Origin of the sequence: Microbacterium sp. NPDC089698 (assembly GCF_044749045.1) — a bacterium.
Classification (GTDB): Bacteria; Actinomycetota; Actinomycetes; order Actinomycetales; family Microbacteriaceae; genus Microbacterium.
Genome location: NZ_JBIVHE010000005.1, coordinates 102,982 through 117,656 on the forward strand (window position 1 = coordinate 102,982; position 14,675 = coordinate 117,656).

General features: G+C 69.1%; 14 protein-coding genes. 13 read left to right on the forward strand and 1 reads right to left on the reverse strand.

All coding sequences use genetic code 11. From position 1 onward, the window contains the following. The first annotated feature begins 25 nt into the window (after positions 1 to 25). The 6 genes from ACIPY5_RS14265 to ACIPY5_RS14290 all read left to right on the forward strand — a co-directional run bounded on the left by ACIPY5_RS14265 (position 26) and on the right by ACIPY5_RS14290 (position 4,198). Positions 26 to 640: a DUF6230 family protein gene (locus ACIPY5_RS14265; protein ID WP_309339998.1), complete on the forward strand. Its 615-nt coding sequence runs from the start codon at positions 26 to 28 to the stop codon at positions 638 to 640. 14 nt (positions 641 to 654) lie between these two features. Beyond that, entirely contained in the window at positions 655 to 1,083 is a 429-nt protein-coding gene (locus tag ACIPY5_RS14270) for a DUF6114 domain-containing protein (RefSeq protein ID WP_400971775.1), read from the forward strand. Beyond that, the gene (locus ACIPY5_RS14275; protein ID WP_400971777.1) at positions 1,080 to 1,808 is read left to right on the forward strand and encodes a hypothetical protein; all 729 of its coding nucleotides are present in this window, start codon (positions 1,080 to 1,082) and stop codon (positions 1,806 to 1,808) included. The genes ACIPY5_RS14270 and ACIPY5_RS14275 overlap by 4 nt, the downstream gene beginning before the upstream one ends. A 49-nt stretch (positions 1,809 to 1,857) precedes the next feature. Beyond that, entirely contained in the window at positions 1,858 to 2,430 is a 573-nt protein-coding gene (locus tag ACIPY5_RS14280) for a GNAT family N-acetyltransferase (RefSeq protein ID WP_309340004.1), read from the forward strand. A gap of 54 nt (positions 2,431 to 2,484) precedes the next feature. Next, positions 2,485 to 3,075: an RNA polymerase sigma factor gene (locus tag ACIPY5_RS14285; RefSeq protein WP_400971779.1), complete on the forward strand. Its 591-nt coding sequence runs from the start codon at positions 2,485 to 2,487 to the stop codon at positions 3,073 to 3,075. A 355-nt stretch (positions 3,076 to 3,430) separates the two neighbouring features. Further along, entirely contained in the window at positions 3,431 to 4,198 is a 768-nt protein-coding gene (locus ACIPY5_RS14290) for a hypothetical protein (protein ID WP_400971781.1), read from the forward strand. Here the strand turns inward: ACIPY5_RS14290 and ACIPY5_RS14295 are convergent. Beyond that, positions 4,162 to 4,683 (reverse strand): NUDIX domain-containing protein, encoded by a 522-nt coding sequence (locus ACIPY5_RS14295; RefSeq protein ID WP_309340010.1) that lies wholly within the window; start codon positions 4,681 to 4,683, stop codon positions 4,162 to 4,164. The genes ACIPY5_RS14290 and ACIPY5_RS14295 overlap by 37 nt on opposite strands. Positions 4,684 to 4,837: 154 nt before the next feature. Here ACIPY5_RS14295 and ACIPY5_RS14300 point away from each other — a divergent pair, with 154 nt between their 5' ends. From ACIPY5_RS14300 to ACIPY5_RS14330, 7 genes are all read left to right on the forward strand, one after another. Further along, positions 4,838 to 5,443 (forward strand): RNA polymerase sigma factor, encoded by a 606-nt coding sequence (locus ACIPY5_RS14300; protein ID WP_309340012.1) that lies wholly within the window; start codon positions 4,838 to 4,840, stop codon positions 5,441 to 5,443. Next, positions 5,418 to 6,509 (forward strand): hypothetical protein, encoded by a 1,092-nt coding sequence (locus tag ACIPY5_RS14305; protein WP_400971784.1) that lies wholly within the window; start codon positions 5,418 to 5,420, stop codon positions 6,507 to 6,509. The genes ACIPY5_RS14300 and ACIPY5_RS14305 overlap by 26 nt, the downstream gene beginning before the upstream one ends. An 80-nt stretch (positions 6,510 to 6,589) precedes the next feature. Further along, on the forward strand, positions 6,590 to 10,108 hold the full coding sequence (gene dnaE, locus ACIPY5_RS14310; protein WP_400971786.1) for a DNA polymerase III subunit alpha: 3,519 nt from the start codon (positions 6,590 to 6,592) through the stop codon (positions 10,106 to 10,108). Between the two features lie 148 nt (positions 10,109 to 10,256). After that, positions 10,257 to 11,720 (forward strand): hypothetical protein, encoded by a 1,464-nt coding sequence (locus tag ACIPY5_RS14315; protein WP_400971788.1) that lies wholly within the window; start codon positions 10,257 to 10,259, stop codon positions 11,718 to 11,720. 6 nt (positions 11,721 to 11,726) lie between these two features. Then, entirely contained in the window at positions 11,727 to 13,061 is a 1,335-nt protein-coding gene (hisD, locus tag ACIPY5_RS14320; RefSeq protein WP_400971790.1) for a histidinol dehydrogenase, read from the forward strand. Positions 13,062 to 13,071: 10 nt separating this feature from the next. After that, entirely contained in the window at positions 13,072 to 13,545 is a 474-nt protein-coding gene (nrdR, locus tag ACIPY5_RS14325) for a transcriptional regulator NrdR (RefSeq protein WP_309340019.1), read from the forward strand. A 45-nt stretch (positions 13,546 to 13,590) separates the two neighbouring features. Further along, positions 13,591 to 14,613, forward strand: a complete 1,023-nt coding sequence (locus tag ACIPY5_RS14330; protein ID WP_400971793.1) for a quinone-dependent dihydroorotate dehydrogenase — start codon at positions 13,591 to 13,593, stop codon at positions 14,611 to 14,613. Positions 14,614 to 14,675 lie beyond the last annotated feature (62 nt).

The window sequence follows — 14,675 nt, forward strand, 5'->3', positions numbered from 1 at the left end:
CAGCCGGCGCGCTGGAGGAGGATCGATGAAGTTCCCGAAGTCCGACCGTGTCCGCAAGCTCGGGTCGTCTCACGCCGGCCGCATCGCCCTCGTGGCGATCCCCGCAGGCGTCGTCGCCGCAGCGCTGATGGGCGGGGTCGCCCAGGGGGCCGTGCCCGTCTCGTTCGCCGTCTCGGGAAGTCAGTTCCAGATCGGCGCCTCGCAGCTCGAGGGCAGCGGCTTCTCGCAGTACGCCGGCGTCGCGAAGGACACCGAGGGCAAGGAGCACACCGTCGCCATCGCGAACATCAAGAGCGCGACGCTCACCGACCTGTGCCAGTCCGTCATCACCGACACGCCGCTCGGCAAGGTCGGCGTGCTCATCAAAGCGGGCGGCAACGGCAGCCCCGCATCCGCCAGCGACCTGCAGATCGGCATGACCGGCCTCAAGGGCGACGCGTCGTTCGGCGCGATCCGCATCGGCGTGGACGCCTCGACGGTCAACACCGACGCCAAGGGCTCCGCGGGCGACTTCGCCCAGGACGCCGATACCGTCTCGATCAAGAACCTGCAGCAGACGGCCTGGAGCACTCAGGCCTCGGTGTTCACCCTCACGGGCATGACGCTGGAGCTGACGGACGGTTCGCAGGGATGCTTCTGAACGACGAGGCTGCGATGACCGACGACGCGCGCACCCGCCGATCCGCCGCGGATCGGGCGCCCGCACGGGGATTCCGGCACTGGCGACGGCAGCGTCCGTTCACCGGAGGACTGCTCGTCGCGCTCGGCGGCGTCGAGATGTTCTTCTCCGGGCAGCTCGACATCGGACATCTGCACGTGCAGCTGGGCATCGAGGGACTGCAGGCGACGATCATCCCGATCGCGCTGCTGCTGCTCGGGATCCTCGCCGTCACGATGCCCGCGCATCACGTGTTCTACGGGATCATCGCCCTGGTCGTCGCGATCTACTCGCTGATCGGCGTGAACCTCGGCGGGTTCATCATCGGGATGCTCCTCGCCGGGACCGGCGCGGTGCTCGTGGTCGCCTGGATGGGACCGCGCGATCCTGCGCCCGCCGACGGAGTCGAGGAGGCGGCGTCGTGAAGTCGCAGCGCCGCCCCGGCGCTGTGCTGCTCGCCGCGCTCGCCCTCGTTGCGCCGCTGACCCTCGGGGCCGCGGTCGCCCCGGGGTCCCAGCCGGCGGGGCTGTGCATCCCGCTGCTCTGGTGCCCTTCTCCGAGTCCGACGCCGACGACGCCCCCGCCGAAGTCCGGGACGCCCGGCCCCTCGGCACCGGGACTGCCCGCGGTTCCCGGCGTGCCGTCGACGCCCGGTGCGACGGCGCCGTCCGCGCCCGGAGATCCTGCGCCGACGCCCGCACCGACGCCGGTCGCCGCGACGAGGGACGAGAGCGCGCCCGTCTTCACGAAGACCCCTGCTTCCATGGGGTCGCAGGGGCTGTCCTTCACCGGCTTGAGCGGGATCTCGATCGTCGACGTTCCGACCATCGACGGAAGCACGATCCGCGCCCTGAAGATCTCGGCCGACTCGATCACGATCTCGGGCTTCTCGCTCACCGTCCGTCCGCCGGACAAGGCGGGCCTCGTGACCAACGCCGACACCATGACCCTCACCGGGCACGTGAGCGTGTACCTCGGATCGGTCACCGCGACCACGCAGGACGGCCGCGCGCTGACCCTGGGAACCGACACGCCTCCGCCGCTGGACGACGTCAAGCCGGGCCTGCTGCGCGTCACGATGGGTCTCGTCGGCACGATCGCCGACTCGATCGCCTACACGAACACCGATCAGCGGATCGTCGAGCCCTGAGATCGTTCCGCACCGCGCGGATGTCCGATCGGCCCGGCAGGATGGGCTCATGAGCATCGAGGTGCGCCCCGCGACCGTCTTCGAGGACGTCGCGGCGCTGGTCGGACCGAAGAACCCGGCGTCGAACGTGTGCTTCTGCCTCAGCTACCGGATCGGGAACAAGGAGAACGTCGCGCTGCGCGGCCCCGCGCGGGCCGAGCGGGTGCGCGAACTGTGTCATCAGGATCCGGCGCCCGGAGTGATCGCCTATCTCGACGATGAGCCGGTGGGATGGGCGGCGGTGCATCCGCGGCGGGACACCAGCTTCGCCCGCAACCGTCTGATCCCGCAGGTCGACGACCTCGACGTGTGGTCGCTCTGGTGCTTCCGCGTGCGCCCCGGCCATCGCAGGCAGGGGATCTCGCACGCGCTGATCGAGGGCGCCGTCGCTCAGGCGAGGGAGCGCGGCGCGCCGGCGATCGAGGGATACCCGGTGGACAACGGCGCGGCGAGGGTGAACCTCACGATGGCGTATGTCGGCACCCGCGGTCTCTTCGAGTCCGCCGGCTTCGTGAAGGCCGCCGACACCGGATCCGTCCTCGACGGCTTCCCGCGGGTGCTGATGCGCCTCGACCTGAGATGAGCACGGCTTCGCAAATACCGTGAACCGGATGAGGGTGCTCAGACAATACATAGCGTGAGCACAGACAGCGAGATCATCCAGAGGTCTCTCGAGCGGCCGGAGGCGTTCGCCGAGTTCTTCGACCGGCACGCGTCCAGCGTGAACGCATTCGCGACCTATCGTGTCGGCCGCACCGCCGCGGAGGACGTTCTGAGCGAGACCTTCTTGACGGCCTTCCGGCGTCGTGCCGACTTCGACCTGACGGCTGAGTCGGGTGTGCCCTGGCTCCTCGGTATCGCCACCCGGCTGATCCGTCGGCACCGTGCGGTGGAGGCGAAGCACTGGAGGTCGTTCACTGCATCGGTCGGGCGCGCAGAGCTCTCGTCGTCGGGCGGGGTCGAGGAAGCACTGTCCCGCGTCGACGCGGAGCGCGAAGTGACGGCGCTCGCGTCGCGGATGGCCGCCCTCGCTCCGCGAGACCGGGAGACGCTCCTGCTCTACGCCTGGCAGGGGCTCAGCTACGAGGAAGTGGCGGAAGCCCTCGGCATCCCGGTCGGAACGGTGCGGTCGCGACTCAATCGCGTGCGCCGCCGCCTGGATCCGAACCGTCGGATCCAGGCGTTCGAGAAGAAGCAGCAGAGGGGAGAGAGCGTTGGACGTGTTTGAGAAGGTCGAGAAGATCAGGCCCGAGATCGAGGGCGTCGAGGCGAGTCTCGCGGCAGTGCGGGAGCGGTTGGTGGCCGAGATCCGGGGTGCGGAGCTTCCGTCGCGCGCGCGGCCCCGTCGGCCTTGGCTCTTCGTCGCGGGAGCAGCCGGGGCGCTCGCAGCGGCAACCACCGGGGTGCTCGTCGTGGGGAGCATGACGACACCGAAACCGTCGGTCGTTGCGCACCCGACGTCGGCTCCGGCGCACTCCGCTCCCGCTGTTCCGTCGCCGACGCCCGAGGTCTCCGAGCGGCCGGAGACGGCCCAAGGGGTGTTCCGTGCCGCGTCTGTCTCGGCGATCCACGGAGGGCTCCAGGTGCAACCCGGCCAGTACCTGCGCGTCGCATGGACATCGGATGTCCTGCTCCTCGGGGATGGCTCGACGATCTCTCAGCCGAGCCATGGAGTTTCCTATGCGATGGCGACGCACGCGTGGGTGATCCGCACCAGTGGCGAGTTCTATGTCCCGGCGGATGTGAACGGCGAGTGGTACTTCACGCCCTCCTCGACGCCGGTCGTGACCGCAGAGTACGGACAGGACGCAGCCGCCGACGTGCAGCTCCAGCAGTATCTGGACCGCTGGAGTGCGGCAGGCGACCCCGGCGGATTCCAGGCAGGGGGAGGAGCACTGCCGGAGGGGGATGGGACGCTTCGAGGTGAGTTCCTGACGTCGCTCCCCGATGACGCTGATGGAGTGCTGTCCTGGTTCCGGTCGCGTCAGGGCAGCACCTCCGAGAGCCACCATGGTGCGATGGTCGGATGGACCCTGATGACTCTGCTGGCGAGCAACGCGGGTACAGGTGATGTACGTGCAGCGATGCTGCAGGCCCTCGGGACCCTCCCCGGCTCGTCCATCGTCGACAGCCGCGGGAGTCTGCGAACGATCGCGTTCGATTCGACGTTCGGGGAGCCCGGGCAGGCCATCGACGTCCAGCGTCACCAGACGATCACGGTCGATGTCTCGACGGGGCGCGTGAGCGGAACCTCGGACAGCACCAATGCCGGCGGGAGCATCGTGCCCGATGGCGTCGGTGACGTACGGAACGACTACGCGGTCGAGCTGGTGGACGGGCTTCCCGGCTGAAGCGGCCGCGACGGCCTGCCGCCGCGGAAGTGCGCGGGATCGTCCTCCGCCACGGCGAGGGCGATCTTGCGCACGTGGGCGTCGTCGACGTCGCCCATCGCCGCGAGGTCGTAGAACCCGACCTCGGTGAGTTCGCCGTCGGCGGGGTGCGGCTCGCCCGAGACCCAGGTGCAGCGGAACACCAGATCGAGGTAGTCGACCTGGTCTCCGTTCGCATAGGTCACACGGGGGAGCTGCTGCACGAGGGCGAGTCTCTCGACCTTCACCGTCACACCAGCCTCCTCGAGGCATTCCCGCACTGCGGTGTCGGCCGGTTCCTCACCGGGCTCCACGATCCCGGACACCGCCTGCCAGGCGCCGTTGTCCGCGCGCTTGCCGAGCAGCACCTTCTCGTCGCGGAACACGATCGCGGTGACGCCGACGAGGTTCAGCGGGGCGTGGCCCACATGCTCTCGGAGCGCGAGGACGAAGTCGGGGGTGGTCATGGGATTCAGGCTATCCGGCGCCGCCTGCCGAATCCTGCGGGATCGACGAGCGGGGGCGCCGCCGTGACCCCGGCGATGGCCAACATGATCGCCGTCGGCGGATACCCTCGGGAGGAATATCGAACCGTTTCCTCTCCTCCAGGCAATACATAGTGTGAGCACAGACAGCGAGATCATTCAGCGATCGCTCGGGCAGCCCCGAGCCTTTGCTGAACTGTTCGACAGACACGCCGGTACGCTCGGGCGCTATGTCGCCCGACGCCTCGGTCCCGACGCCGGCGAGGACGTGCTCAGCGAGACTTTCCTGGTCGCGTTCTCTCGGCGTTCGTCGTTCGACACGACCTGGGCCACGGCGCTTCCGTGGCTGTACGGGATCGCTTCCCGACTGGTCAAGAAGCATCGGGCGACAGAGGCCAAGCAGCTGCGGTCGAGCATGGAGTTCGCGAACCGCGAGGCGCGCTTTTCCTCCGGCGAACTGGACGCGACGATTGCGCGGCTGGACGCGCAGCTCTCGGCCCGGGAGCTGGCGCCTCGGATCGCGGCGTTGTCTCCGAAAGAGCGTGAGACCCTCCTGCTCTACGCCTGGGGAGATCTGACCTACGAAGAGATAGCCGTATCGCTCGGCGTGCCCGTAGGAACCGTCAGATCGCGGATGAACCGCATCCGAACGAAGCTGAATCCTGCCCGAACGGGCAGTCAGCAGCGAGTCATGGGGCAGAAGGAAGGAGAGGTCGATGGACGTTTTCGAGCGCGTGCGTGAGATCGAAGCAGGAACGGAACTCACGTCCGATCAGATCGCAGGAGCACGGTCTCGGCTGCTCTCGGGAATCGAGGCTGACAAGGCGGCGGCGCACAGGCGTCTCGGCCGACGCCCGGCGCTCCTGATCGCTGGAGCCGTTGCCGCGGTTGCGGCGGTGACGACGGCGGTGGTGGTCGTGAACCAGGATGCGCCGGCTCCGAAGATCGAAACGGCACCCTCTCCGACGACCGTTCCGTCGCAGCCTGCCGGAGTGATACCGCCCGCCACTCCGACCGTCGCCAGCGGAGCAGGCACCGCGACGACCGCGCCGTTCCCCGGGACGACACCCGGGCCGGGGCAGTACCTTGAGATCTCGATGACCTCGGAGGCTCTTCTCTACCGTGGCCCCGAGGGGATCTCATACCAGTGGTTGTTCCGGACTCCCGCCCTGGGCGGTGCTCCGATCTCTGCCTTGATGGTGAGGGACGACAGCGCACTGTTCGTACCGGCAGATCGATCGGCGGACTGGGTGCAGGAGTACGGAGAGTCCTCGCAACGAGTGCGTTCCTTTCCGGAGCCCCAGACGCCCGAGGACAAGACCGCCTGGGACAACCTGATCCCGGTGCGAGCCGACCAACCTCTCGTGCGAGCAGCGGGGGGCGAGTTTCCGGGACGATCGGCGCCGACCGATTTCTCGGTGTATCCCGGGGATCCGAAGGCTCTGCTCGACGTTCTGCGCAAGCAGTTCGAGGACGCCGGCCAGGGTCGCGATGAGCGGATGGTGACATTCATCGTCGGCGTGCTCCGGTCGAATCTCGCTCCCGCGGCGGTGAGGAAGACCTTCATCGAAGCACTGGGGCTCTCCGGCCTGAGCGCCATCGATTCCGTCAACGGAGCGGTGACGACTTACGGAGTGGACTTCACCGCGACCGGAACGCGTCACGAGACGATCTCCATCGACGCCGCGACCGGGTGGGCGACGGAGTACACCGTCACCGTCCAACGCGACGATGGCGGCCTCGTCCCCGCGGGCGTGCCCGACATACGGTTCACGATGACTCCGAGGATCGTCGACACCGCCCCGTGACGTACGGAGGGGCCCGATGCGGATACGGGTGTCGGGCCCCTACGGCTTCCGACGTCGGATGCGAAACGTAGACTCGAAGCATGGCATCAGACTCCTTCGTCCACCTGCACGTGCACAGCGAGTACTCGATGCTGGACGGGGCCGCGCGCATCGGGCCGCTCGTGCAGGAGGCCGTCGCGCAGGGCATGCCGGCCGTCGCCGTGACCGACCACGGCAACACCTTCGCGGCGTTCGAGTTCTATAAGGCCGCCCAGGCGGCCGGGGTCAAGCCGATCATCGGCATCGAGGCGTACGTCACCCCCGGCACGCACCGCAGTGACAAGTCGCGCGTGCAGTGGGGATCCCCCGAGCAGCGCCGTGACGACGTCTCCGGATCCGGCGCATACACGCACATGACCCTGCTCTCCGAGACCACGGAGGGCATGCACAACCTGTTCCGCCTCTCCTCGACCTCGAGCCTCGAGGGCTACTACTTCAAGCCCCGCATGGACCGCGAGATCCTGCAGAAGTACTCCAAGGGCCTGATCGCCACGACGGGCTGCCCCTCGGGCGAGATCCAGACGCGCCTGCGGCTCGGTCAGTACGACGCGGCCCGTGCGGCGGCCGCCGAGTTCCAGGACATCTTCGGCAAGGAGAACTACTTCGCCGAGATCATGGACCACGGGCTCGAGATCGAACGGCGCGTCACCGGCGACCTGCTGAAGATCGCGAAGGACCTGGGGATCCCGCTGGTCGGCACGAACGACCTGCATTACACGCACCAGCACGACTCGACCAGCCACGCGGCGCTGCTCTGCGTGCAGTCCGGCTCGACCCTCGACGATCCGAACCGGTTCAAGTTCGACGGCGACGGCTACTACGTGAAGTCCGCGGCGGAGATGCGCCAGGTGTTCCGCGATCACCCCGAGGCGTGCGACAACACCCTGCTCATCGCCGAGCGCTGCGACGTCTCGTTCAACACCGGGGCCAACTTCATGCCGCGCTTCCCGGTCCCGGACGGCGAGACCGAGGAGAGCTGGTTCATCAAGGAGGTCGAGAACGGCCTGCGCTACCGCTACCCGGGCGGGATCCCGGACGCGGTGCGCAAGCAGGCGAACTACGAGGTCGAGGTCATCTCGTCCATGGGGTTCCCCGGCTACTTCCTCGTCGTCGCCGACTTCATCAACTGGGCCAAGGACAACGGCGTGCGCGTCGGCCCGGGGCGTGGGTCCGGAGCCGGATCCATGGCCGCCTATGCGATGAAGATCACCGACCTCGACCCGCTCGAGCACGGCCTCATCTTCGAGCGGTTCCTGAACCCGGACCGCGTCTCGATGCCCGACTTCGACGTCGACTTCGACGACCGTCGTCGCGGCGAGGTGATCCAGTACGTCACGGAGAAGTACGGCGACGAGCGCGTCGCCCAGATCGTGACCTACGGCACGATCAAGGCCAAGCAGGCCCTGAAGGACGCGGGCCGTGTGCTCGGCTTCCCGTTCAGCATGGGGGAGAAGCTCACCAAGGCGATGCCTCCCGCGGTGATGGGCAAGGACATGCCGCTGGACGGCATGTTCAACCCGGAGCACCCGCGGTACAAGGAGGCCAGCGAGTTCCGCGTCGTGATCGAGTCCGATCCCGAGGCGAAGACCGTCTTCGACACGGCCCTGGGCCTGGAGAACCTGAAGCGCCAGTGGGGCGTGCACGCCGCCGGCGTGATCATGTCCTCGCATCCGCTGATCGACATCATCCCGATCATGAAGCGCGAGCAGGACGGCCAGATCGTCACGCAGTTCGACTATCCGTCCTGCGAGTCGCTCGGGCTCATCAAGATGGACTTCCTGGGGCTGCGCAACCTGACGATCATCTCGGACGCGCTCGCGAACATCCGGATGAACCGGGGCGAGGAGCTCGTGCTCGAAGACCTCGCGCTCGACGACCGGCCGTCCTACGACCTGCTCACCCGGGGCGACTCGCTCGGCGTCTTCCAGCTCGACGGCGGCCCGATGCGCGCGCTCATGCGCCTGATGAAGCCGGACAACTTCGGTGACATCTCGGCCCTCATCGCGCTGTACCGACCGGGCCCCATGGGCGCCAACTCGCACACGAACTACGCCCTGCGCAAGAACGGCCTGCAGGAGATCACGCCGATCCATCCGGAGTTCGCCGAATCGCTCAAGGACATCCTGGAGGAGAGCTACGGCCTCATCATCTACCAGGAGCAGGTGATGGCGATCGCCCAGCGCGTGGCCGGGTTCTCGCTCGGCCAGGCAGACATCCTCCGCCGCGCGATGGGCAAGAAGAAGAAGAGCGAGCTGGACAAGCAGTTCGAGGGCTTCCAGGCCGGAATGCACGCGAACGGCTACTCCGACGGCGCGGTCAACGCGCTCTGGGAGATCCTGCTGCCCTTCTCCGACTACGCCTTCAACAAAGCGCACTCCGCCGCCTACGGCGTGATCTCGTACTGGACCGCGTACCTCAAGGCGCACTACCCGGCCGAGTACATGGCCGCGCTGCTCACGAGCGTCGGCGACTCCAAGGACAAGATGGCGCTGTACCTGAACGAGTGCCGCCGCATGGGCATCAAGGTGCTGCCGCCCGACGTCCGCGAGTCGATCAACTTCTTCGCGGCCGTCGGCGAGGACATCCGCTTCGGCCTCGGCGCGGTGCGCAACGTCGGATCCAACGTCGTCGAGGGCATCGTTCAAGGGCGCGAGGAGGAGAATTTCACCTCCTTCCACGACTTCCTGAAGAAGGTTCCGCTGCACGTCGCGAACAAGCGCACGGTCGAGTCGCTCATCAAGGCGGGCGCGTTCGACTCGATGGGCGACACGCGGAGGGCTCTCGTGGAGATCCACGAGGACGCCGTCGAAGCGTCCGTCGGCCAGAAGCGCAACGAAGCACAGGGTGCCATCGGGTTCGATTTCGACAGCCTGTACGACGAGATCGAAGAGGTCGCACCCCCCAAGGTGCCCTCGCGTCCGGAGTGGACCAAGAAGGACAAGCTCGCCTTCGAACGCGAGATGCTGGGCCTGTACGTGTCGGATCATCCGCTCGCGGGCCTCGAGGTCCCGCTCGCGAAGCACGCCTCGATCGCGATCAACAGCCTCCTGGAATCGGAGGATCTGCAGGACGGCGACCAGGTCACGATCGCGGGCCTCGTCACGAGCGTGCAGCACCGCGTCGCCAAGGCCAGCGGCAACCCCTACGGCATGATCACCGTCGAGGACTTCGGCGGCGAGATCACGATCATGTTCATGGGCAAGACGTACCTCGAGTTCCAGGGCATGCTGCAGCAGGACTCGATCCTCGCGGTGCGCGGTCGCGTCTCCCGCCGAGATGACGGGATGAACCTGCACGCGCAGTCGGCGTTCACGCCCGACGTCGGCTCCTTCGATGCGGCCGGCCCGCTGTCGCTGCTGGTGCCCGAGCAGCGCGCCACCGAGCGCGTCATCGAGGACCTGGCGGACGTGCTGCGCCGCCACGCCGGCGAGACAGAGGTGATGCTGAAGATGCATCGCGGCGGGCGCGCCAAGGTGTTCGAGGTGCCCATGCCGGTGACCGTCACGGCGGATCTGTTCGGCGACCTGAAGTCGCTGCTCGGTCCGCAGTGCCTGGGCTGATCGCCCGCACCTCGCTCGGATCCTCGCGGCGTGGACGGCTCGCGCCGTGTGCGGACGTCGCTCAGGAGGTCTCCATCGCCGCCGGGTAATATCGGGTCCCGTTCGACGGCCGAAGCCCCCAGCGGCCGCACGACGAAAGGAAACACCGATGACCGGCGACGTCCCCTCCGCTGAGATGGCGCAGGAAGTACAGGATCCGACTTCGAACGCCTTCCCCTCGTCCGACATGGAGGTCGACGAGGGCCCCCTGCCCGCTGCGGCGCCGCAGCAGGGCTGGTTCGGCTTCACGCTGCGCGAGCTGATCATGATCGGCGCGTGGGTGATCGCCTTCGCGTTGTCCTTCGTGCCCGGCGGCGGAAGCGTCCTGGACAGCTCCGCGACGGTCTGGACGATGAACGGCGCCTGGGCGCTGGCCATCGGCGTGCCCACCGTCGCCGTCTTCCTCATCGTGCTCCGCCGGCTCTCTCCCGAGGGCATCCGCCGGGTCGGATCGCTCGGCATCGACCAGTTCGCGTCCGTGGCCTTCTCGGTCGCGCTCGTGAGCTGGATCGTGCTGCTCTGGCAGCAGCTGGATCTGGTCGGCGCGACCCGGCGGTCCCCGTTGGTGACCTGGCCGTTGTGGCTGGAGATCCTGCTGATGCTGGTGCTCGTCGTGGTGACCGTGTTCGCCGCGCTCATCCCCGGGATCCGCGAGGACTTCGAAGAGCGGACCGAGACCCTCGCGCATCGTCGTGCCAACCCCGTGCGTCCCGTGTTCTCGCGCCCCCGCCCGGTTCGGGCGAGAGGCAGCGTCTCCGACCCGCAGAACGAGGACGACGTGGATCCGGGGCTGCTGCACGACAACGAGGTCGGCGCGGCCGGGCACCTCTCGGCCACCGGCGTCACCGGCGCGGTGGTCGAGGGCGGCACGGGATACGTCCCCGAGCAGCACCGCGAGTCCTTCCTGGCCTCGGGGGAGACCCCGGTCGTCGCAGCCGTCGAGGCTCAGGCCTCGCCCGACGCGGAGACGACGGTGCAGGCGACGGTGCCCGCCGTCGAAGCCCCCACCGGTGTCGTGCCGGCCCCGGACGCCCCGACCGAGGCGATCCTGGACACCGTCCCCCGGGCGGACTCCGACGACGAGCCGCAGGCCGCCGCCGAGGAGACTCCGGAAGAGGGCGAACCCGCCACGCGCGCCGACGCGCGCCGCGCCGCGGCGGCCGATGCTGAGCCCGACTCCGACGCGGACGCCGCCGATGGACCCGCCGCTGCGCTGGACTCGACGGCCGCGCCGCGCGATCTCTCCGACACCATGACGGAGGTGCTCGGCGACCTGCTCGAGCCGTCCTCCGCGGATGACGTGGCGACACACGCCGTCGACGTCATCTCGCAGGACGGCGGCTCTGAGCCGAGCGCCGCAGGCCCCGTGGCGACGGGGGAGCAGCTCCAGCCGTTCTGGGCGCTCGCGCCGGACACGCGGGTCGTTCATGACGCGCGGGGCGACTCGATTTTCACGATCGGGCCGGAAGCATGGATCCTTGTTCTCGAGGACCGTGGCGGCGCCTTCGTGGTGCGCCACGACGACGGTCGCGTGGGATACCTGCACGACACCGAGAACATGACCCGAGGCTGAGGACGCATGCAGACGATCGACCTGAGGGGACGCACCCTCTCCACCGCCGAGATGCTGGCGGCCGTGCCGCGCGCCACCGCCGCGCGCGCGGAAGCGCTGGCGACCGCCACCGCGATCGTCGAGGACGTGCGGGTGCGCGGCGAGGAGGCCCTGCGCGAGCAGGCCGAGCGTTTCGACCGGGTGACCGGCCACGCGATCCGGGTTCCTCAGGAGCACCTCGACGAGGCTCTCGCGGGCCTGGATCCGCGGGTCCGCGCCGCGCTCGAGGCCGCCATCGAGCGCGTGCGTCAGGGCTCCGCCGCGCAGGTTCCCTCTCCGCGCGTGACCGAGATCGAGCCGGGCGCACGCATCGTGCAACGCTGGCAGCCGGTCGGACGGGTCGGCGTCTACATCCCTGGCGGCAAGGCGCCGCTTGCCTCGAGCGTCGTCATGAACGTCGTCCCGGCGCAGGTGGCGGGGGTGGGCAGCATCGCACTGGCCTCGCCTCCTCAGTCCACCGAAGGCGGCCGCGTCCACCCGACGATCCTCGCCGCGGCGGCCCTGCTCGGCGTGGGCGAGGTCTACGCGATCGGCGGCGCGGGTGCGATCGGCGCCCTCGCCCACGGCGTCGAGGCGATCGGGCTCGAGCCGGTCGACGTCATCTCCGGGCCCGGCAACAACTACGTCGCGTCTGCCAAGCGCGCCGTCGCCGGCGTCGTGGGCACGGATTCCGAGGCGGGTGCGACGGAGATCCTCATCGTTGCGGACGCCCACGCGGATCCGCGTCTCATCGCGGTGGATCTGATCAGTCAGGCCGAGCACGACGAGCAGGCTTCAGCCGTCCTCGTCACCGACTCAGCGGAGCTCGCGGACCGCGTGGCGGCGGACGTCGCGAAGGCCGCCGCGCGGACCAGGCACAGTGGCCGCGTCCAGACGGCGCTGGACGGACCGCAGTCGGCGCTCGTGTTGGTCGACGATCGCGCCGCAGCCGTGGCCTTCAGCAACGCGTACGCGCCGGAGCACCTCGAACTGCACCTCGTCGACGCGGAGGAGGCCGCCGCCGTCTTCACGAGCGCCGGTGCCGTGTTCGTGGGAGACCAGACGCCGGTCAGCCTCGGCGACTACATGGCCGGAAGCAATCACGTCCTTCCGACGGGTGGACAGGCACGATACGCGCCGGGGCTCGGAGCGTACACGTTCCTGCGCCCGCAGCAGGTGATCTCCTACGATCGGGACGCGCTGGCGCGCGCGCGCGATGGCGTCGTTGCGCTCGCCGCCGCCGAGGTCCTGCCCGCGCACGGCGAGGCCGTCGAGGCACGGTTCACAGCCGTGACCGAGTCCGCCGCCGCAGCCGGGGCGTAGGCTTTCTCGAATGCACTGCCCGTTCTGCCGTCATCCGGACTCCCGTGTCATCGACTCCCGCACGAGCGACGACGGGCTGTCGATCCGCCGGCGCCGCCAGTGCCCCGAATGCGGGGGACGGTTCACCACCACCGAGACCGCGAGCCTCAACGTCATCAAGCGCTCCGGCGTGATGGAGCCGTTCAGCCGCGAGAAGGTCATCTCGGGGGTCCGCAAGGCCTGCCAGGGGCGTCCCGTCACCGAGGCGGATCTCGCGATCCTGGCGCAGCGCGTGGAGGAGGCGGTGCGTCAGACCGGCGTCTCGCAGCTCGACACGAACGAGATCGGCCTGGCGATCCTGGGTCCGCTCCGGGACCTGGACGAGGTCGCCTACCTCCGTTTCGCGAGCGTCTACCAGGCGTTCGATTCGCTCGAGGACTTCGAGGCGTCGATCGCCGAGCTGCGCGCCGACCACCACAGGGCCGCCGAGCAGGCCGCGCTCTGATCCGCACGTCCGGATCCGCCTCCTCCGACCGGTAGCCTGGCAGGGATGTATCCTCTGCTCTTCCGCCTCGTCCTCGCGCGCTTCGACCCCGAGTTCGCCCATCACGCCGGCATGGCCGTGGTGCGTGTCCTCGGCGTGCCTCCGTTCTCCTGGGCGGCGCGTGCGCTGACCCGGCCGGCAGCGGGCGATGAGGTGCAGGCGCTGGGGCTCACGTTCCCCACTCCCTTCGGCATCGCCGCGGGCTTCGACAAGAACGCGGTCGGCGTGCGCGGTCTGTCCGCGCTCGGCTTCGGGCACGTCGAGGTCGGCACGATCACGGCCATCCCTCAGCCCGGCAACCCCAAGCCTCGCCTGTTCCGGCTCATGCCGGACCGCGCGGTCGTGAACCGGATGGGCTTCAACAACGCCGGGGCGGAAGCCGCCGAGAAGAAGCTCTGGAAGCTGCGCCGTCGCCGTCCGTCCGCCGTGATCGGCGTGAACATCGGCAAGAGCCGGGTGGTCGCCGTCGAGGACGCGACCGCCGACTACGTGGCCTCGGCCGTCCGCCTCGCCCCGCTCGCGGACTACCTCGCGATCAACGTGTCCTCGCCGAACACGCCGGGGCTGCGCGGTCTGCAGGCCGTGGAGACCCTCGCGCCGCTGCTGCGCGCGGTGAAGGCCGCCGCCGGCGCGACACCGCTGCTGGTCAAGATCGCGCCGGATCTTCCCGATGACGAGGTCACCGCCATCGCCGAGCTCGCCGTCGCCGAGGGGCTGGACGGCCTCATCGCGACGAACACGACCATCTCGCGGGAGGGACTGACCACGGATCCCGCGAAGGTCGCGGCGGCGGGGGAGGGCGGCCTGTCCGGCGCCCCGCTCAAGGAGCGCTCGCTGACGGTCCTGCGCCTCGTCCGGGCCGCCGTGCCCGCCGATTTCTGCGTCATCTCGGTGGGAGGGGTCGAGACCGGTGCCGAGGTGCGCGAGCGGCTCGAGGCCGGTGCGACCCTGGTGCAGGGCTACACGGCGTTCCTCTACCGCGGACCGTTCTGGGCGCGCCAGATCCGTGCCGGACTGCGCACGCGCTGAGTCCCGCACTCGACGAAGAAGGTCCCGGGCGCTGTTCGCGCACCGGGACCTTCGTCGTCTGT